22 protein-coding genes and 1 tRNA gene are annotated in these 18604 nt (G+C 38.1%); 11 read left to right on the plus strand and 12 right to left on the minus strand.

Annotated elements, in window-relative coordinates; all coding sequences use genetic code 11:
• Position 1: 1 nt before the first annotated feature.
• Both serB and AB8525_RS03280 read right to left on the minus strand, forming a co-directional pair.
• Positions 2 to 820, minus strand: a complete 819-nt coding sequence (serB, locus tag AB8525_RS03275; protein ID WP_369178608.1) for a phosphoserine phosphatase SerB — start codon at positions 818 to 820, stop codon at positions 2 to 4.
• A 79-nt stretch (positions 821 to 899) separates the two neighbouring features.
• A tRNA-Leu gene (locus AB8525_RS03280) sits at positions 900 to 984 on the minus strand.
• 131 nt (positions 985 to 1115) lie between these two features.
• Between AB8525_RS03280 and AB8525_RS03285 the strand changes: the two genes are divergently transcribed.
• Positions 1116 to 1325, plus strand: coding sequence for a DUF2892 domain-containing protein (locus AB8525_RS03285; RefSeq protein WP_369152578.1), 210 nt, complete (start codon positions 1116 to 1118; stop codon positions 1323 to 1325).
• 58 nt (positions 1326 to 1383) lie between these two features.
• On the opposite strand, the gene cysG is transcribed toward AB8525_RS03285, so the two are convergent.
• Positions 1384 to 2772 (minus strand): siroheme synthase CysG, encoded by a 1389-nt coding sequence (gene cysG / locus AB8525_RS03290; protein WP_369152580.1) that lies wholly within the window; start codon positions 2770 to 2772, stop codon positions 1384 to 1386.
• The gene (locus tag AB8525_RS03295; protein WP_369178610.1) at positions 2724 to 2954 is read right to left on the minus strand and encodes a hypothetical protein; all 231 of its coding nucleotides are present in this window, start codon (positions 2952 to 2954) and stop codon (positions 2724 to 2726) included. Before AB8525_RS03295 ends, cysG begins: the two co-directional genes overlap by 49 nt.
• A 4-nt stretch (positions 2955 to 2958) precedes the next feature.
• On the opposite strand from AB8525_RS03295, the gene AB8525_RS03300 reads away from it, so the two are divergent.
• Positions 2959 to 3396 carry a hypothetical protein gene (locus AB8525_RS03300; protein ID WP_369152584.1) on the plus strand — a complete coding sequence of 146 codons (438 nt, stop codon included), beginning with the start codon at positions 2959 to 2961 and terminating at the stop codon, positions 3394 to 3396.
• A gap of 58 nt (positions 3397 to 3454) precedes the next feature.
• Positions 3455 to 3625, plus strand: a complete 171-nt coding sequence (locus tag AB8525_RS03305) for a hypothetical protein (RefSeq protein WP_369152585.1) — start codon at positions 3455 to 3457, stop codon at positions 3623 to 3625.
• On the opposite strand, the gene hda is transcribed toward AB8525_RS03305, so the two are convergent.
• Positions 3618 to 4298: a DnaA regulatory inactivator Hda gene (gene hda / locus AB8525_RS03310; protein WP_369178612.1), complete on the minus strand. Its 681-nt coding sequence runs from the start codon at positions 4296 to 4298 to the stop codon at positions 3618 to 3620. The two genes, AB8525_RS03305 and hda, sit on opposite strands and share 8 nt — an antisense overlap.
• Positions 4295 to 4855, minus strand: coding sequence for a CDP-alcohol phosphatidyltransferase family protein (locus AB8525_RS03315; protein ID WP_369152588.1), 561 nt, complete (start codon positions 4853 to 4855; stop codon positions 4295 to 4297). Before AB8525_RS03315 ends, hda begins: the two co-directional genes overlap by 4 nt.
• A 44-nt stretch (positions 4856 to 4899) precedes the next feature.
• Here AB8525_RS03315 and purM point away from each other — a divergent pair, with 44 nt between their 5' ends.
• Together purM and purN are read left to right on the plus strand one after the other, a co-directional pair.
• Entirely contained in the window at positions 4900 to 5901 is a 1002-nt protein-coding gene (purM, locus tag AB8525_RS03320) for a phosphoribosylformylglycinamidine cyclo-ligase (RefSeq protein ID WP_369178614.1), read from the plus strand.
• A complete protein-coding gene (purN, locus tag AB8525_RS03325) occupies positions 5876 to 6457 on the plus strand; it encodes a phosphoribosylglycinamide formyltransferase (protein WP_369179000.1) in 582 nt (193 codons plus the stop codon). The genes purM and purN overlap by 26 nt, the downstream gene beginning before the upstream one ends.
• A 3-nt stretch (positions 6458 to 6460) precedes the next feature.
• Here the strand turns inward: purN and AB8525_RS03330 are convergent, their stop codons facing one another.
• The 3 genes from AB8525_RS03330 to uvrA all read right to left on the minus strand — a co-directional run bounded on the left by AB8525_RS03330 (position 6461) and on the right by uvrA (position 10886).
• Positions 6461 to 6754 (minus strand): helix-turn-helix domain-containing protein, encoded by a 294-nt coding sequence (locus tag AB8525_RS03330; RefSeq protein WP_369152591.1) that lies wholly within the window; start codon positions 6752 to 6754, stop codon positions 6461 to 6463.
• 1 nt (position 6755) lies between these two features.
• Entirely contained in the window at positions 6756 to 8000 is a 1245-nt protein-coding gene (locus AB8525_RS03335) for a type II toxin-antitoxin system HipA family toxin (protein ID WP_369152593.1), read from the minus strand.
• Between the two features lie 66 nt (positions 8001 to 8066).
• Complete coding sequence (gene uvrA / locus AB8525_RS03340) at positions 8067 to 10886, minus strand: excinuclease ABC subunit UvrA (protein ID WP_369178616.1); 2820 nt, start codon at positions 10884 to 10886, stop codon at positions 8067 to 8069.
• Between the two features lie 82 nt (positions 10887 to 10968).
• On the opposite strand from uvrA, the gene pyrH reads away from it, so the two are divergent.
• Entirely contained in the window at positions 10969 to 11682 is a 714-nt protein-coding gene (gene pyrH, locus AB8525_RS03345) for a UMP kinase (protein WP_369178618.1), read from the plus strand.
• Between the two features lie 2 nt (positions 11683 to 11684).
• Positions 11685 to 12242, plus strand: coding sequence for a ribosome recycling factor (gene frr / locus AB8525_RS03350; RefSeq protein ID WP_369178620.1), 558 nt, complete (start codon positions 11685 to 11687; stop codon positions 12240 to 12242).
• Positions 12243 to 12310: 68 nt separating this feature from the next.
• Here frr and AB8525_RS03355 read toward each other — a convergent pair whose 3' ends face one another.
• Entirely contained in the window at positions 12311 to 12697 is a 387-nt protein-coding gene (locus tag AB8525_RS03355) for a hypothetical protein (RefSeq protein ID WP_369178622.1), read from the minus strand.
• A 67-nt stretch (positions 12698 to 12764) separates the two neighbouring features.
• On the opposite strand from AB8525_RS03355, the gene cmoB reads away from it, so the two are divergent.
• From cmoB to AB8525_RS03375, 4 genes are read left to right on the plus strand one after another with little or no spacing between them, the layout of a single operon-like run.
• A complete protein-coding gene (gene cmoB, locus AB8525_RS03360) occupies positions 12765 to 13721 on the plus strand; it encodes a tRNA 5-methoxyuridine(34)/uridine 5-oxyacetic acid(34) synthase CmoB (RefSeq protein WP_369178624.1) in 957 nt (318 codons plus the stop codon).
• Between the two features lie 50 nt (positions 13722 to 13771).
• Positions 13772 to 14650 (plus strand): metal ABC transporter solute-binding protein, Zn/Mn family, encoded by an 879-nt coding sequence (locus AB8525_RS03365; protein ID WP_369178626.1) that lies wholly within the window; start codon positions 13772 to 13774, stop codon positions 14648 to 14650.
• A complete protein-coding gene (bioC, locus tag AB8525_RS03370) occupies positions 14638 to 15420 on the plus strand; it encodes a malonyl-ACP O-methyltransferase BioC (protein ID WP_369178628.1) in 783 nt (260 codons plus the stop codon). The genes AB8525_RS03365 and bioC overlap by 13 nt, the downstream gene beginning before the upstream one ends.
• A 19-nt stretch (positions 15421 to 15439) precedes the next feature.
• Positions 15440 to 15586, plus strand: a complete 147-nt coding sequence (locus AB8525_RS03375; protein WP_369149988.1) for a hypothetical protein — start codon at positions 15440 to 15442, stop codon at positions 15584 to 15586.
• Between the two features lie 59 nt (positions 15587 to 15645).
• On the opposite strand, the gene nuoN is transcribed toward AB8525_RS03375, so the two are convergent.
• Both nuoN and AB8525_RS03385 read right to left on the minus strand, forming a co-directional pair.
• Positions 15646 to 17100 (minus strand): NADH-quinone oxidoreductase subunit NuoN, encoded by a 1455-nt coding sequence (gene nuoN / locus AB8525_RS03380; protein WP_369178630.1) that lies wholly within the window; start codon positions 17098 to 17100, stop codon positions 15646 to 15648.
• Positions 17097 to 18602 (minus strand): NADH-quinone oxidoreductase subunit M, encoded by a 1506-nt coding sequence (locus AB8525_RS03385; RefSeq protein ID WP_369178632.1) that lies wholly within the window; start codon positions 18600 to 18602, stop codon positions 17097 to 17099. The genes nuoN and AB8525_RS03385 overlap by 4 nt, the downstream gene beginning before the upstream one ends.
• Positions 18603 to 18604: the final 2 nt, after the last annotated feature.

Raw genomic sequence — 18604 nt, forward strand, 5'->3', positions numbered from 1 at the left:
TTTAACCATCAAAAAAATCCATTATTATATCCAACCCACCATAACTAATCACGATATTTGCAAATTTAATTACTGCAGGTTTGGCATGATACGCCACTGACAAGCCCGCCACCGCCATCATTTCCAAATCATTCGCCCCATCACCTATTGCAATAGTTTGGCTCGGTGTCGTTTGGTATTTTGCACACAATTCAGTTATAAATTCAGCCTTAGCTGTGGCGTTAATAATATCCCCCTCAACTTTACCCGTTAATTGCCCCTTCTCAATCGCCAATGTATTCGCACGGTCGTGATCAAGCCCAATATCCTCTGACAAACGCCGAGTGAAATAACCAAACCCGCCCGACACTACTGCTGTTTTTATCGCCCTAGATTTTAAAAACGCAATCAACGCCCTACCTCCATCACTGACTTTCAAGCGTTCCTCATAAACCCGACTCAACACCGACACTTCCAGCCCCTGCAACAAAGCGACGCGTTCAATCAAAGACGCATTAAAATCCAAATCACCCCGCATCGCCCGCTCAGTAATCGCTGCCACCTGTGGTTTAATACCTGCAAAATCTGCAATTTCATCAATACACTCAATCGTTATCAGCGTCGAATCCATATCACTCACAAACAATGCTGCCTGCGAAAAATCAAAGTCAGGTAAATAATTAATATCCACCGAAAATACCTCGCGCAACGCTACAATATCAATTTTCTTATCCGTTAAAAAACGAAAATGCGAGCGCCTAAATTCAAACGCCACACCACACACATCCGCCATTTTGTTGGCAATATCTAACGCTTGGGAATGTAAAATAATGGTATTCATAACCTGTAGGAATTTTACCTAAGAAAAAAACAAAAAAACCCTATTACAACCTTAAGTCATAATAGGGTTTTTATTAAGATGGTGCGGAAGGAGAGACTCGAACTCTCACACTTTTCAGCACTGGAACCTAAATCCAGCGTGTCTACCAATTCCACCACTCCCGCTCGAAAACGGGCATTATACCCAAATAGACATTACTGTTGTCATAAATGAAACCAAAAAAATCACTCGCCTATTGATTCCCCTAATGCAAAATGATGTTAAAATTACATCTTTTTAAAAGATAGGTAACAATATGACGGTCAATAACGCAGTATCAGCAATAGCAGGAGTTTTTATCATGGGTTCACTTTTGGCAAGTAGCATTAACTTTAACGAGCCAAATTGGTTATGGATGACATTTTTTGTTGGTTTTATGTTATTCCAATCAGCATTTACAGGTTTCTGCCCAGCAGCAATGATTTGTAAAGCGTTAGGTGCTAAAGACGATAATTGCCGCTCTTAGTCTTGCTTTTTAGTTAAAGAAACCGCCTTAATTGGCGGTTTTTTTTGGCAACGCAGAATTAATTTTTATCCATATCATACCAATTCAACTTTTCCCTTAACTTCACCACTTCGCCCACAATAATCAGCGTAGGCGCATGGATGATTTCATTGGCCACCAAATCAGGCAATTCTGCCAAGGTAGTAGTGTGAACCTTATGTTCTGGTGTTGTGCCTTTTTCCACCAAAGCAACTGGCATTTCCCCACGCATCCCATGGGCGATAAGTTGGTCTGACAAATGCTGTGCCCCTTTAAGTGCCATATAAAAAACAATGGTTTGTTGCTCAACAGCCAACTCATCCCACGGCAAATTCATACTGCCGTCTTTAAGATGCCCTGTTACAAAACGACAAGACTGCGAATAATCCCGATGTGTCAACGGAATACCCGAATAAGTAGAACAACCCGAAGCAGCAGTAATCCCTGGCACAACTTGGAACGGAACGCCATTTTCCGCCAAGGTTTCGATTTCTTCGCCGCCTCGCCCAAAAATAAACGGATCGCCGCCTTTGAGACGACAAACACGCCTACCCTGCTTGGCTAAATCCACCAATAATTGATTAATGCCTTCCTGTGGCACACTGTGATTATCGCGCTCTTTGCCGACATAAATAAGCTCTGCATCGCGTCTCACTAATTCCATTACTTCATCTGATACCAAGCGGTCGTATAAAATCACATCGGCTTGCTGCATCAAACGCAACGCCTTGAAGGTCAACAAATCTGGGTCGCCTGGACCTCCGCCAACCAAATAAACCTCGCCGATATCGCTATCAATACTGTCGTCAAGTTGTGCTTGTAAATCAGTTTGTGCTTCATCAATTTTGCCTGCAAAGACTTTTTCCGCAACCACCCCTGAAAAAGCCTTTTCCCAAAAATAACGCCTATCTTCAATGTTATTAAATTTGGCTTTAACTTGCTGTCTAAAATTCCCCGCTAATGTTGCCAATTTGCCATAGGCATTGGGAATAGTACTTTCTAATTTAGCACGAATGAGTCGGGCTAATACAGGTGCCTTACCTGCTGATGAAATGGCAATCACAATCGGACTTCTATCAACAATCGAAGGCATAATAAAACTACACAATGCTGGCGAATCCACTACATTAACAGGAATATTAGCCTTTTTTGCCAATGCAGAAACACGCGCATTCAACACTGCATCATCCGTGGCAGATACAATCAACACCTGTGCATTAACATCACTTGCCTCAAAATCTTTTTTAATCAAAATGATTTTATTATTTTTTACCAGCTCAGCAACGCCATCACAAGTTTCTGGTGCTATGCAAGTAACCTGTGCATCTGCTTTTAATAAAAGGTTAATTTTGCGATAAGCAATATCACCACCACCAACAACTAAGCAGGGTTTTTTGGCAATATCAATAAAAATAGGAAAATAATCCATAAGCTGTTAGTGGTAAATTCTAAAGTAAGTATTATAATGAGACCTTTGCATAAATAGGGATGATTAGCAAAATGACAGATTTTATTAAATTGGAAATTTTTTAAATCCACTCCTAGCAGGGCTAAGGGTGTTTTTAAAAAGTTTGTAATTTGATGAAAGATGGCGTTTTGATGATTATTCATATTTATGCAAAGGTCTCAATGTGTAAAATGTTTTTATATGTCAAACAAACACTATACCTGTCCTTTTTCCCATTTAATTTTAAGCGGTCGCTGTGGCTGTGAATTTTCCGCAAAAGACTGTGTTGCCGAAAAAGAATTTGGCGCTTGTTTAAATAAATCAGCATCAAATGACTGTGCCTCGTTATATCAAAACCTAAGAATCAACAGTAATTTTGCCCTGCAATCACACTATCAATCCAATCTATCAGTCGGGCAACAAGCAAAAATCAAAATGGGAGGGCTACTTGCTCTACAAGAGATTGTCAATTATTCTGTCTCTGACAACATCAACAATATTACCGAGTTAGTCAGCATAATTAAACAAGAATATGGCAATTTTAAACAAATCCCTTTTTCAAAACTAATGCCAAAAATCGCCAAATTTAAATTTAGAAATCGTTAATTTTTTGTTAGATTAATAAAAAAGTATAAAAACAACACTTGGAGACCTTTGCATAAATATGAATAATCATCAAAACGCCATCTTTCATCAAATTACAAACTTTTTAAAAACACCCTTAGCCCTGCTAGGAGTGGATTTAAAAAATTTCCAATTTAATAAAATCTGTCATTTTGCTAATCATCCCTATTTATGCAAAGGTCTCTATTTGTTTACTTTTTTTGTTAATTAAGATTGGTTAGTGTTTGTTTGATTAGAGGAATGGTGATACTAGTTTTTTCCTGTAGAGAGGCCTGGTCTAATTGGTTGATAGCGTGAAGTAAATCGCCCAAATCTCTTGAGTAGTGTTTGAATAGATAGGTGTATATCTTGGTATTAATACGAATATTTTTATCTATCATTCTGCTTTGTAGGATAACAATTTTTTGCTCATCAGTTAATACTTCAAGGGTGAAATTAACCGCTAAAGATAATCTAGTTTTTAAATCATTTAACAAATCCAATTTACTTGCTATATTGTTTGCACTGATGATAAGTTTGGTTTGAGTTTGCTTGATTTGATTATATAAATCGAATAACTCTTGTTGCTGTATGTTATTTAAATTATCTATATTATCAATACATACCCAATCAACTGCGGATAAATCTGTAATAAAGCCTTCGGGTAATTCTTCTTTGATATCAATATAAACTGCGTTGAGTTGCTTGTCCATTGCTGCAAAAGTACAGCCTTGTAAAAGGTGGGTTTTACCACTGGATTTTCCACCCGATATAACCATAATATTAGAGTTATTATTAGTAAACAGGGTGTTAATAAAAGTCAAAATATGTTTGTTTTCATCTCCGATAAAATTACTCAATCGCATTTTCGAATTTAGTAAAATAGGTAAGCCAAGTTGCTTCATTTTTGTTTCTCTTGTAAAATAGCTTTTTCAATCCAAATCCAAATATAATCTGCACCACTCAATACTGTAGAAGTTGCAACAATGATAAATAAAATAGTATGCCATTCAGACAGACTTGGATATAAGCCTGTTGCCGCCAAAAACAAGACCAATGTGATTTGTAATGTGGTATTAAATTTTGATAGTTTTGAAGGGGAAAGTAAAATATTTTCAGACTCACTATCCCCCATAAAACTACCAACTGTACCCGATACAATCATCAAATCTCGTATAAAAATAAACGCTAATAGCCATAATGGCAAAAACCCAATAATGTGCAGTGTGACAAAACTACTGACTAATAAAAGTTTGTCAGCAGCAGGGTCAAGGATAGATCCGAGCCTAGTTTGACAGGAAAAACGCTTGGCAATCCAGCCATCTAAAGCATCAGTAATGCCTGCGATGAAAAACAACATTATTGCCCAAGAGAACTCGTGATTTAACAAAAATAAAACCACAGGAACTGTTAAAATAATGCGTAAAATTGACAGTGCATTTGGCAGAGATGAGATATTCATTTTAATCCAACTAAAAAATAAATTAATTATACGGAAAAAACCCTATGTCATCATTGACTTATCAAGACGCTGGCGTTGACATCAACAAAGGTAACGACTTAATTGAAAAAATCAAACCCATTGCAAAATCTACTGCCAGAAAAGGGGTTTTAGCAGGTTTGGGTGGTTTTGGTGCAATGTTCGAATTACCCATTAATAAATACAAAAATCCTGTTTTAATCTCAGGCACTGACGGCGTTGGCACCAAACTTAAAGTGGCAGAAATGTTAAACAAACACGATACCATCGGCATTGATTTGGTGGCAATGTGTGTGAATGATTTAATTGTTCAGGGGGCGGAGCCGTTATTTTTCTTGGATTATTATGCGACGGGTAAACTCAATACTGATATTGCTGTTTCAGTGATTTCAGGTATTGGCGAAGGCTGTAAACAATCTGGCTGTGCGTTGATTGGCGGTGAAACAGCTGAAATGCCAGGGATGTATGCGGGTGAGGATTACGATTTGGCAGGTTTTTGTGTTGGTATTGCCGAAAAAGAAGCTGTCATTGACGGCAGCAAAGTCAAAAATGGTGACCATATTATTGCCCTTGGTTCATCAGGCCCACATTCCAATGGCTACTCGTTAATTCGTAAGGTATTAGAAAGAACAGAGCCGACTGATGCCCAATTGCAACAACTGATTGAGCCGACTAAAATTTATGTGAAATCAGTATTATCTTTATTAAAGCAGCATACTGTTCACGCCATTTCGCATATTACAGGTGGTGGCTTGTTAGAAAATATTCCTCGTGTTTTGCCAGACGATTTGGCTGCAAAATTAGACAACACTTCTTGGGAACTGCCCGAGATTTTTCAATTCTTACAAAACACGGGTAACATTGAATTAACAGAGATGTATCGTGTATTTAACTGCGGTGTTGGCATGATATTAATACTCGGTGCCGAGGAAAGTGCAGATGCCATCAAACACTTAGAAGCACAAGGCGAAAAAGCGTGGTTAATCGGTGAAATCATCAAAAATAACGGTGAACAAGTCGTTATCTAATATCGTTGTTTTGATTTCGGGTTCAGGCTCAAATCTACAATCCATTATCGATAATGCCAATGATATCGGCATCAATATTAAATGCGTCATCAGCAATAAAGCCAACGCTTTCGGCTTAGAACGAGCCAAAAAAGCAGGCATTGCCACTCAATTCATTGACCATACTCAATTTGAAACTCGTGAAGATTTTGACCAAAAACTGATACAACATATCAACACAATCAACCCAGAATTAGTGATATTAGCAGGATTTATGCGTATTTTATCCACCGATTTTATCAACGCATTCGCAGGCAAAATACTCAACATCCACCCAGCACTATTGCCCAAATACAAAGGCTTAAATACCCACCAGCGTGCTATTGACGCAGGCGAAAAATTCGCAGGTGCTACGGTGCATTTTGTTACCAATGAATTAGACTCAGGGGAAATCATCTTACAACAATCCGTCCCCATTCAATCAATTGATACTGCTGAATCGTTAGCAAAAAAAGTCTTAGCACAAGAACATCTGCTTTATCCAAAAGCAATTAAGAAAGCTTTAGGATTGAGGTAAACTTTAAGAATTTGTGGCTTTCCAAGTTTCTGCTGGCGAGGTGTCAGGTTTTTTATACAGGTCAATCAGCAAATTAAGCTTACCTAATGAAGTTAAAATTTTCATTAGGTTGATTGATGAAACTGGCTTACCAGATTCAAGTCTTTTGACAACAGTTAGGCTGACATTACAATGCTCTGATAATTCTGCTTGAGTTGTTTTTTGTTGTTTTCTAATATGTTTTAATTGCTCGCCAAAAGTTCTTAATGCTTGGTCAATTGTAATAAATTTTCCGCCAATTAGAGTTGTATTTTCCATATTAAATTTGCACCTCTTTTAGATGTTCTATTATTTTATTTTTATGAACAGCACTGATTTTTGCTTTTTTAGCATAAGTAGTAAAGTTATTGGCAACTTTTTGGGCATCTTTGATGATGCTTTCCATCTCTTTGTTTTTTAGCAACAGGGCGCTTGCTTCTGCTGTCAAATCTTCTTTTGTAATTTTAGTGCCTTTGCCGTTTATCAATAAATTGTGCTCTCTGGTCCACGCATTAGGATTGGTATTGTTGTAGGCATGGGTAATATCGTATGCAGGGGCTAACGACCAGTTACCTTTTTCATCAATTAGAAAGGAGAAGTTTTTGGTGTGGTCGTCTCTATTTGCAAGGATGACATTAAAAACCATTCTTCTGAACATTTCTAATTTTACTGGGTAACCTAAATTAAAAAGGTTGGCAAGATTAAAATAATCGGCATAATTTGAAGTTTGTGGTTTATTGAAGTCTGAACCGATGACGCTACAAAGTGTTTGTGTATGTATTTTTTTGCCATCAACCCTGTCAAAGCGCTTAGTTATAAAATGTTGGCTAAGTTGACTTGTCAACAAAAAAGATTCCGTCATATTAATGCCTAAGTCGATTGCCATTAAGTAATAAGCATATTCGATATTACTATAACCCGTAGGGTCATTCTCAGAAAGTCCGTCAAATTTAATCAAATAATGTTCAAATCCATCAGGAATATCCTTGTGTCCTGAGACTATTATATTGTTAACTTTGTCGTAACCAATGATTGCTTTGGCTCTAGCGCCACCTGCGGCAGAAGAGATGCTAATTAAAACGCCTTCCACCTCAGAGGGTTTGCCAGCGATTGCACTTTTGATAGAGTTTGTTAAATCTCTCAATTCTAATATATCGTTGTTATTACTAGATTTTGTAAAGACTGGTTCAAATTCTAAGGCGCCAATTGCCCTTTTACCGAGATAGGACAATCTTTCTAAAATAGTGATGCTGTCAGCACTCCTACCTATTTTGGCAAAGGCTGCGTTAGTAATCATATTGCCAAAATTATCGGGTAATGCATCTGCTATAAAATGCGGCAACCCCTTAAAACAATCATCTTTTCTGTCATTAAAGCTATGCACGCCAGATGCTTTGGGCAGCATAAAGGGAGATATTTCAATATTACCATTTAAAAAATCTGCATCATATTCAAATAACAGCGTGGGCCCTTCTTGAGACATATAGCCGATAGTTTTATCAAAAATCCTTATTTTTAATATCATTCTTTAGTTTAAATATATAATATAATTATCATTATACTACAATATAGTTTATATTTAAACTATATTTTAAAGCATCTCTTTTAAATACTGCCCCGTATAAGAACCTTTAACTTCTGCAACTTCTTCAGGGGTTCCAGTGGCAATAATATGTCCACCTTTATCGCCGCCTTCAGGGCCTAAATCGACAATCCAATCGGCAGTTTTAATTACATCAAGATTGTGTTCAATGATAATAATGGTGTTATTGCGGTCACGCAGACGATTGATGACTGACAATAGTTGCTTAATATCGTGAAAGTGTAAGCCTGTAGTGGGTTCGTCTAAAATATACAGGGTGTTTCCAGTATCTAGTTTTGAGAGTTCTTTGGCGAGTTTGATGCGTTGTGCTTCACCGCCCGATAGAGTTGTGGCATTTTGTCCGAGGGTGATGTAGGATAAGCCGACATCCATTAAAGTTTGTAGTTTTTGTTTGATTTTTGGGATGGGTTCAAAAAATTCAACGGCAATTTCAACAGTCATATTTAACACTTCGGCAATGGTTTTGCCTTTGTAAGTGATTTCCAAAGTTTCACGATTATAACGGTCGCTGTTACAAACATCGCATGGTACATAAATATCTGCCAAAAAGTGCATTTCTACTTTGATTAAACCATCACCTTTACAGGCTTCGCAACGACCGCCCTTGACATTGAAACTAAAACGCCCTGCTTTATAGCCACGAGAACGGGCTTCTAAAGTTTGTGAAAATAAATCCCGAATGAGTGAAAATACACCTGTATAAGTGGCTGAGTTTGAACGGGGTGTGCGTCCAATTGGACTTTGGTCAATATTAACCACTTTGTCAAAATAATTTAACCCTGTGATTGATTGATAAGATGCTGGTGTAGTTTGTGCACGGTTCAAATCTCTAGCGGCTAATAAGTAAAGTGTGTCATTAATTAAGGTGGATTTTCCAGAGCCAGAAACACCAGTAATACAAGTCAGCACACCCACGGGAATGGACAAATCAACTTGGTTTAGATTATTACCGTCTGCCCCTTTGATACGCAACCATTGTTTTGCTTTTTTACGCTTTTTTGGTATGCTAATACTTTGGCGACCACTAATATAATCACCCGTAATGGAGTTAGGATTGTCGCTAATTTGTTGTGGCGTGCCGACTGCAATAATTTCACCCCCGTGCATACCTGCCCCTGGTCCAATGTCAATAACGAAATCTGCTTGTTTGATTGCATCTTCATCGTGCTCAACCACAATCACGGTATTACCAATATCACGAAGATATATTAAAGTATTTAGAAGTTTCTGGTTGTCTCGCTGGTGTAAACCAATTGATGGTTCGTCTAATACATATAAGACACCCATCAAACCTGCGCCAATCTGAGAGGCAAGGCGAATGCGTTGTGCTTCGCCTCCTGATAAAGTGCCTGAACGGCGGCCTAAACTTAGGTATTCTAATCCAACATTGAGTAAAAATTCTAGGCGTTGAATGATTTCTTTTAAGATTTTCTCAGCAATTTCACCTCGCACGCCGTCAAGTTTTAAATGCGTAAAAAAGTCGTATGTGCTAACAATTGAAAGTTGCGTGATGTCGGATAAATTACAACCCCCAATAAAGACATTTCTAGCAGATTCGTTCAAACGACTGCCATTGCAACTGCTACAATTTTTGCTAACGACATAACGGGAAAGTTCTTCGCGTACCGAGCGGATTTCACTTTCTTCATAACGACGCATCATTCTCGGAATTACACCTTCGAAAGGTTTGTCTGTATTTGACCAGCCTTTTCGGCCTTTTATTTTTGAAAAATTAATTTTGTCTTTGCCACTGCCATATAGGACGATTTTTTTATGCTGGTCGCTTAATTTTTCATAGGATGTGTCAACACTGAAACCATAATGTTCTCCGAGCAAAAATAAGATTTGATAAAAATAAGCATTCGAACGACCCCATCCATAAATCGCACCTTCGGCAAGACTTGCACTTGGGTTGCTGACCACTTTATTCTCATCAAAAATGTCTTTAATACCTAAACCATCGCAACTTTGGCAAGCGCCGACAGGGTTATTAAATGAGAACAATCTTGGCTCAAGTTCGGTTAAAGAATAACCACATTTTGTGCAAGAAAACTTAGCTGAAAAAACCAATTCTTGCTGGTTTGAATCTGTATCGTCTATCGACGCAATACGCACCAAACCCGCACTTAAATTAAGTGCCGTTTCCAGAGATTCGGATAAACGCGAAGCGATATCTGCTCGGATTTTTAGGCGGTCAATCACAATCTCAATGGTGTGATGAGTTTTGCCATCCAGTTCTTGCATATCCTCTAAATAAACCACTTTGCCATCAACTCTGGCACGCAAAAATCCTTGATGTGACAACTCTTCTAACATTTTAATATGACTGCCTTTGCGGTTTTGTACCACTGGGGCTAGTATCATTATTTTTTTTCCTTCTGGCAACGATACAATGCTATCCACCATTTGTGAAATAGTTTGCGATACCAAATCAATCCCGTGCTTTGGACATTTTGGCAAACCAGCACGAGCAAATAACAATCTTAAATAATCATAAATTTCAGTAATCGTACCTACGGTTGAACGAGGGTTGTGTGAAGTGGCTTTTTGTTCGATAGAAATTGCTGGCGACAAACCTTCAATATGATCAACATCTGGCTTTTCCATCAATGACAAAAATTGCCGTGCATACGCCGACAATGATTCCACATAACGGCGTTGTCCTTCGGCATAAATAGTGTCAAATGCCAATGATGACTTGCCCGAACCCGATAAGCCAGTAATCACCACCAATTTATTTCTGGGGATATCAATATCGATATTCTTTAAGTTGTGAACGCGTGCGCCGCGGATGCTGATTTGTTCCATAAATATGTGTTGAAATTATGTTGAGCAAAGGGTTAATTATAACGGTAAAATGCTTTTATTCAAAGCAAATCATAATAATACTGTGAGTAAATACAAAAGAATTTTATTAAAACTGAGTGGTGAAGCACTTGCCCAAGGCAATAACACTATAGATCCTGGCACGCTAAGCCAAGTGGTTACTATTATTAAATCAGCACTTAAACAAAAAGTAGAAGTGGGTATTGTCATCGGTGGCGGTAATATTTTTAGAGGTGCAGCACTTGCAGAAGCAGGTATGAACCGTGTGACTGGCGACCATATGGGAATGTTGGCAACGGTTATTAACGCTTTGGCAATTGGCGATGCATGCAGACGCGCTGGCATTGATGCTCAGGTTATGTCAGGTTTCCCAATTGGTGGTGGCGTTTGTGACCCTGTTGACCATAACAAGGCTAAACAAGCATTAAGCGAAGGTAAAGTGGTTATTTTCTCGGCAGGAACAGGTAGTCCATGCTTTACAACTGATACAGGTGCGGTGTTGCGGGGTATTGAGATTGAAGCCGATGTGGTGTTTAAAGCCACCAAAGTGGATGGTGTTTATACAGCTGACCCTGTCAAAGACCCAAGTGCAACGCGTTATGAATCATTAAATTTTGATGAAGCGATTGAGAAAAACTTACAAATTATGGATACTGCGGCGTTTGCATTATGTCGCGAACACAGTTTGGATATTTGTGTATTTAGTATGCTTGGCAATACCAACACATTATCTGATATATTAAATGGTAAGCCTGCGGGCACAATTATAGGAAACTGATTATGTTAAACGAAATCCAACAAGATGCTGATGAACGAATGAGCAAAAGCCTTGCTTCATTAGAAAATAATTTTAGTAAAATTAGAGCGGGGCGTGCACACCCTTCTTTACTTGAACAAATTCAAGTGGATTATTATGGCTCTATGGTACCGATTTCGCAAGTGGCTAATATTTCTGCGGAAGATTCTCGCACACTCAAAGTATCCCCCTGGGAAAAAGAGATGGTTGCGATAATTGAAAAAGCCATTATGACTTCTGACCTTGGGCTCAATCCACAAACAGTTGGACAAGTGATGCGTATTCCATTACCTCCGCTCACAGAAGAGCGTCGTCGTGAATTAGTTCGTGTGGTGAAAGATGAAGCTGAACAAGCCAAAGTTGCAGTGCGCAATATTCGTCGTGATGCAAATTCTGATTTTAAGGAATTATTAAAGGACAAAGAAGTGTCAGAAGATGATGCGCGTAAAGCAGAAGAAAATGTGCAAAAAATGACGGACTCACATATTAAATCTATCGATGATAAATTAACTGAGAAAGAAAATTCATTGCTTGAAATCTAAATATTTTACTTTTAAACATTAAAAAGCCTGCAAATGCAGGGCTTTTTTATTCTGTACTTATTAAAGTATTAACCACCATTTCTTGCAACGCACTCAAAATAGGCATCCCAGCGCCCAGGTGAAAACTCTGTGCCAGAATTTTCAATTGGACCAGTGTTGTATAAGTTACCTGCGGCTTGCGCTCTTCTAAAAATAGTGATATTACTTTCTTTTAAGCCAATCTTATCTTGACAAACAATGTGTGCAGTAACAGAAACAGCCTTTCCACCTACGGTGAGTTTTAATGTTTCTGTAGGTTGGTTACCAACAGAAGCCTCTGAACTTGGTGCCACTGGTGTCATCGGTGTCATTGCTTCTAATGATTCTATTGGACCCATATCACGGTCGTCGCCACCAGCAATAACGCCCATTGCTAAAGTCATTGCTACTACAAAAGTTAATCTATTTTTCATCATTTTATTTCTCCGTATAATTTAAAATTGCATTTTACTTAGAATGCATTTTATATTAGTATAACCCGTTATGATTAATAATTTTACAAAACAATGTCAGCAGTCAAAGTTGTCAATTATTTGCGAACAATTGGCGGATATTTCAAAAGACGCATTTTCGGTTAATAATGGCAACATTCCCAAGTGGGAAGCGGCTATTGACGATATTAAAAAATACTCAAAAGGTAAGGTTGATTATCAAGTGCCCTATTTACATATTCACACTAAAGATGGCGATACTGATACCTTGCAACAATCGTTAAAACTTCTAATGCCGTGGCGTAAAGGTCCTTATCAAATTGGGAGCTTACAACTTGATAGTGAGTGGCGTGGCGATATGAAATGGGATAGAGTGTTGCCACATATTCAATCGCTTAAAGGTAAAAGTGTTTTAGATGTTGGCTCTGGCAATGGCTATTTCACTTATTTAATGGCATTGGCAGGGGCAAAAATTGCTTTAGGCATTGAGCCTTTTTTATTGTTCAATTATCAATTCCAAGCACTTCGCACTTTAATGGACAACCCGCCAAATGCGTTTGTTTTACCCCTAAAATTAGAACAAATACCAACAGAACCTTTATTTGATACGGTATTTTCAATGGGGGTGTTATATCATCAAAAAGACCATCTTTTACACTTGCAACAGCTCAAAAATGTTTTGACAAATGGCGGTGAATTAATTTTAGAAACTCTGATTATTGATGCAAAATACGGTGAGCAGATTATCCCTAAAGACCGTTATGCGAGAATGCGTAATGTCTGGTGTTTACCGTCAACGGATACTTTACACGGTTGGTTAGAGTCTGCTGGCTTTCAAGACATAAAATTAGCCGATGTTACCCAGACCACGCCGAAAGAACAACGAGCAACCCACTGGATTGGCGACAACACACAATCCCTTGCCGATTTCCTAGATCCAAATGATAGCAATCTGACTATTGAAGGCTTGCCAGCACCGAAGCGTGCTATCTTTATTTGCCAAAAATAAAATTAAGCAAGTATAATTGTTTTCTTTATTTAGAGACCTTTGCATAAATTATGATAAATTCTCGCTCACTCTTAGCGGTAATAATCCTGTTGTTTTCTGCAAATACCTTTGCAGTGCTAAATATTGTAGTTAGTATCAAGCCCATTCACTCTATTGTTAGTAGTTTGACTCAAGGAATAACAGAGCCAAAATTATTACTAAATACTAATCAGTTAATAGAACATGCTTATTTAAAGCCTTCTCAATTATCTTTATTAAGTCGTGCAGATTTAGTTATTTTTATTCATCCTTATTTCGAAAGTGGACTTAAAAAAGTTTTGGAGAATGTTGATACTGATAAAAAATTGATTATTGGTGATATAGAAAATATTCATCTTATTCACAACGAAGGGCATGGGCATGATGAACATCAAGAAATAGTCAACTATCACCTTTGGTTGGATGTTAATAATATGCAAATATTTGCCAAAAAATTAGTTAAAAAATTGATTCAAATTGACCCTGATAACTCTTTGGATTATACAACTAATTTTAATAAACTTAACCAAAATTTGGACAACCTTAAACAAGATATCAGTCAAAAACTATCCTCTTATAAGTCCAAAGTACTTGCAAGTTATTCCAACACTTTTGATTATTTTACTAATATTAATCAATTAAAAAAATCAGTCAATATTACGAACTATCACGGTGAAAAGTTAAGTATATTTAAAATGCTAAAAGCTAAAAAAACAATGAAAAAAACACAAACAAAATGTTTACTTGCTACCGTAGAAATACCAAAAAAACGCATTAATTCACTCACTGAAGGTCTAAATATAAATTCAGAAAATATTGATATTATAGGATTTAACATTCAGCAAGGAGGTGATCATTATTTTGAATTGATGCACAGTATCAGCAATAAAATTGTCCAGTGTCTGAAGTAAGATCAGCCTTTAACAAAGCATCTTCTGAATATGATACACATGCTTTTTTGCAAAAAGAAATTGCCCTGCGTCTTGATTCAAAATTAGAAGTTATCTCTGGTAATACCGAAGTGATTTTAGACTTGGGTGCAGGCACAGGCCTACTCTCTCAAAACTTACTCAAACGCTTTAAAAATTCACAACTGATTTGCTTGGATTTTGCCCAAGAATCTCTTAAAAATAACCCTGTACCCCACAAACTTTGTGCCGATGCCAATCACTTGCCTTTGGCGGATAATAGCATAGATATTGTAACTTCCAACCTGATGATACAATGGTGCCCCGACACCAAACAACTATTTTCAGAGTGCCATAGAGTGCTAAAAAATAATGGACTTTTGCTATTCTCTACTTTCGGACCTGACACCCTTAAAGAACTCAAAAAAAGTTGGTCGGTAGTCGATGACACCCCACATGTAAACACCTTCACCGATATGCACGATATCGGCGATCAACTATTACAAAACAGCTTTCAATCCCCCGTAATGGAAATGGAAACTCTAACTTTAACTTACCAAACCGTCACCGATTTATTAAAAGACCTAAAAGCCATTGGTGCCCAAACCGTCAGCACCCGTTCTAAATCATTAACAGGCAAAAATAAATTCCAATCGATGATTCAAATGTATGAGTCCTATCGTACCAACGGCAAACTACCTGCTACTTATGAAATAGTTTACGGACACGCCTGGAAAAAGGTAAGTGAACCAGGGATTAAACTTAGTAATTAATAGAGACCTTTGCATAAATATGAATAATCATCAAAACGCCATCTTTCATCAAATTACAAACTTTTTAAAAACACCCTTAGCCCTGCTAGGAGTGGATTTAAAAAATTTCCAATTTAATAAAATCTGTCATTTTGCTAATCATCCCTATTTATGCAAAGGTCTCTAATAATTCATTTTATTTTTGTGTATCTCTTTTACTAAATAGCAACAGTGTAAAAATTCAAATTAAAAAAGTGAGAGTGTCAACTTTACCCAGAAGTCAGGAAACAAGCCTATTACTAAAATCAACACGGCGTTGATGGACAATACTAATCGCATATCCATTGGGGCGGAGATAGTGATTTTGTCATTGTTAGCATCTTCGAAATACATCGATTTGATGATTTGTAGGTAGTAATAAGCACTAATGACGGCAAATATTACAGCAATGATTGCTATGGTGAGCATTCCAGCGGAAATAACTTGCTGCAAGATAAATAATTTTGCGTAGAAACCGATGAATGGGGGGACGCCTGCCATTGAAAGCATAATGATTAACATCATTAGTGCGAACCAAGGTGAGTGAGTGCTTAATCCTTTATAATCGTTGATTGAATCTGCTTCAAAGCCTTTTTTATTGAGCAAAATAATGATGCCGAATGCGGCTAAACTCATTAATACATAAACCAGAATGTAGAACACGGCCGCACCATAGCCCGTAATGACGCCAGTAACAAAACCTAATAAGACGAAGCCGATGTGGGAGATGGTTGAGTATGCTAGCATGCGTTTGATATTGGTTTGCATTAGGGCAACCACAGAGCCGAGTGCGATAGATAGAATGGCTAATACCATAAATAAATCGGACCAATAAGCCTGCATTGCGCCCAATCCGTCAACCAATAAACGCACTAGCATTGCAACGGCAGCGAGTTTTGGCACGGTTGAGATGAACATTGTGACGGAAGTGGGAGCACCTTGATAGACATCGGGTACCCACATATGGAATGGTACGGCACCGAGTTTGAAGGCGATGCCGATTACCAAAAATACCAAGCCAAAGTTAAGCACCAAAACATCTCTTGAGGCTAATGTTGCTTGGTTGGCAAAGGTGGCAATTTCGCTGATATTGAGACTGCCGCTGATGCCATAAACCATACTCATTCCGTAGAGTAATAGACCTGAGGCAATTGCACCTAGGACAAAATATTTGAGTGCTGCTTCAATCGCATTGGAGCGGTTTCTGGCGATAGCAATTAAGGTGTAAAGTGATAGGGAGAGGATTTCTAAACCCAGATATAGTGACAATAAACTGTAACCCGATACCATTACCATCATGCCTAATATTGAGAGTAACACTAAGACAAAATACTCGCCTTTAAATAGGGCGTGTTGCGTTAGGTAGTGACGGGAATAAACCATAGCTATCATGGCTGCACCCATCATAAAGACTTTGAGCACGGATGCTAAATCGTCTAGGACGAATGCGTTGCCGAAGATGACGGTTTCAGGGTGTCCGATTAAATTAAATGCCAATATGCCTGTAGTCAATAGGCTGATTTGCGTTAAGTAGTAAGTAACTTGCTTGAATGGTTTGGTTAAAAATAAATCAATTAATAGAATAACCACAATAGCACTAAGTAAAAATATTTCTGGTACTGCGACCAAAAGCGAGGAGGTATCAAATTGGAATGTATTCATAATTTTGAAGTGTGTGCTTGTTGCAATAAATGATTAATTGAAGTGTGTATTACTTCAATGACTGGTTGCGGATAGAGTCCCATAACTAACACGGCAGTTGCTAAGGTCGCCAAAATAAAAAATTCACGCGTGTTGATATCACTCAGTGTCGCTACGGCTGGATTGGTAATTTTGCCCCAAAATACGCGTTTTACCATCCACAGTGTATAAGCCGCACCTACGATAAGCGTCGTAGCTGCTAATACTGCATACCAAATATTAGCTTGCACTGCACCAAGAATAACCATAAATTCACCAACAAAACCTGATGTTCCTGGCAAGCCCGCATTTGCCATCGCAAACAACACTGCAAACCCTGTAAATTTAGGCATGGAATTAATCACGCCACCATAAGTTGAAATTTCTCTTGAATGCAAACGGTCATATAGCACACCTACCACAAGGAACATTGCTGCCGAGATAAAGCCGTGTGAAATCATTTGCACCATCGCCCCTTCAAGACCTAACAATGCACCCTCTACTTGATCTGGTTGATAAGCTAAAAATAAAGTGAATACACCCAAAGTTACAAAACCCATATGCGAGATTGAAGAATAAGCGATGAGTTTTTTCATATCTCGTTGCACCAAAGCCACGAAGCCAATATAAACAATCGAAATCAATGACAAAATGATGATGATTTCTGAAAACTCAAACGACGCATCAGGAGTAATTGGCAAAGAAAAACGGAAGAAGCCATAACCACCCATTTTTAACATAATCGCCGCTAAGATTACCGAGCCACCTGTGGGCGCTTGGACATGGGCATCAGGTAACCAAGTGTGGACTGGGAACATCGGCACTTTCACCGCAAATGCCATAAAGAATGCCCAAAAAATCCACGCTTGCTCAGTTGCACTTAGACTGAGATTGTGCATATCTAAAATTGAAAATGAACCACCTTTGTTATACATATAAATCAGTGATACCAACATAAATACCGAACCTAAAAATGTATATAAGAAGAATTTAATTGCTGCATAAATACGATTATCACCTCCCCAAATACCAACAATCAATAACATTGGTATCAATGACGCTTCCCAAAATGCGTAGAACAAGATGGCGTCTAGTGATGAGAACACGCCGACAATCAAACCTTCCATCATCAAAAATGCTGCCATATAATGAGCTGGGCGTTTTTGGATGACTTCCCAACCTGCGCCAATCACCAAAATAGTTGAAAAAGTCGTGAGAATAATCAACGGCATAGAAATGCCATCAACACCTAAATGGTAGTGAATATTGAACTGTGCAATCCAAATACTTTTTTCAACAAACTGCATTAAATGTGTGCTTGAATCAAACCCCGTCCACAGGCTAAGCGACATCACAAATACCAAAATTGAAATCACCAAACTTACCCAACGAGCCGTTGTGGCACGCTTATCACCCAATAAAATAACCAACCCACCGCCTAAAATCGGCAGCCAAATTAACAAACTAAGTAAAGTGCTTTGCATAA

Origin of the sequence: Candidatus Thiodubiliella endoseptemdiera (assembly GCF_964212635.1) — a bacterium.
Classification (GTDB): domain Bacteria; phylum Pseudomonadota; class Gammaproteobacteria; order PS1; family Pseudothioglobaceae; genus Thiodubiliella; species Thiodubiliella endoseptemdiera.

Coding starts and splice junctions, on each gene's coding strand:
- AB8525_RS03315 (WP_369152588.1), bottom strand. CDS start 4,855: ATGAATATCTCATCTCTGCCAAATGCACTGTCAATTTTACGCATTATT.
- serB (WP_369178608.1), bottom strand. CDS start 820: ATGAATACCATTATTTTACATTCCCAAGCGTTAGATATTGCCAACAAA.
- purM (WP_369178614.1), top strand. CDS start 4,900: ATGTCATCATTGACTTATCAAGACGCTGGCGTTGACATCAACAAAGGT.
- AB8525_RS03330 (WP_369152591.1), bottom strand. CDS start 6,754: ATGGAAAATACAACTCTAATTGGCGGAAAATTTATTACAATTGACCAA.
- hda (WP_369178612.1), bottom strand. CDS start 4,298: ATGAAGCAACTTGGCTTACCTATTTTACTAAATTCGAAAATGCGATTG.
- AB8525_RS03365 (WP_369178626.1), top strand. CDS start 13,772: ATGATAAATTCTCGCTCACTCTTAGCGGTAATAATCCTGTTGTTTTCT.
- AB8525_RS03300 (WP_369152584.1), top strand. CDS start 2,959: ATGCAAAGGTCTCAATGTGTAAAATGTTTTTATATGTCAAACAAACAC.
- AB8525_RS03285 (WP_369152578.1), top strand. CDS start 1,116: ATGACGGTCAATAACGCAGTATCAGCAATAGCAGGAGTTTTTATCATG.
- AB8525_RS03335 (WP_369152593.1), bottom strand. CDS start 8,000: ATGATATTAAAAATAAGGATTTTTGATAAAACTATCGGCTATATGTCT.
- AB8525_RS03375 (WP_369149988.1), top strand. CDS start 15,440: ATGAATAATCATCAAAACGCCATCTTTCATCAAATTACAAACTTTTTA.
- AB8525_RS03295 (WP_369178610.1), bottom strand. CDS start 2,954: ATGAATAATCATCAAAACGCCATCTTTCATCAAATTACAAACTTTTTA.
- uvrA (WP_369178616.1), bottom strand. CDS start 10,886: ATGGAACAAATCAGCATCCGCGGCGCACGCGTTCACAACTTAAAGAAT.
- frr (WP_369178620.1), top strand. CDS start 11,685: ATGTTAAACGAAATCCAACAAGATGCTGATGAACGAATGAGCAAAAGC.
- cysG (WP_369152580.1), bottom strand. CDS start 2,772: ATGGATTATTTTCCTATTTTTATTGATATTGCCAAAAAACCCTGCTTA.
- cmoB (WP_369178624.1), top strand. CDS start 12,765: ATGATTAATAATTTTACAAAACAATGTCAGCAGTCAAAGTTGTCAATT.
- AB8525_RS03355 (WP_369178622.1), bottom strand. CDS start 12,697: ATGATGAAAAATAGATTAACTTTTGTAGTAGCAATGACTTTAGCAATG.
- AB8525_RS03305 (WP_369152585.1), top strand. CDS start 3,455: ATGAATAATCATCAAAACGCCATCTTTCATCAAATTACAAACTTTTTA.
- nuoN (WP_369178630.1), bottom strand. CDS start 17,100: ATGAATACATTCCAATTTGATACCTCCTCGCTTTTGGTCGCAGTACCA.
- AB8525_RS03385 (WP_369178632.1), bottom strand. CDS start 18,602: ATGCAAAGCACTTTACTTAGTTTGTTAATTTGGCTGCCGATTTTAGGC.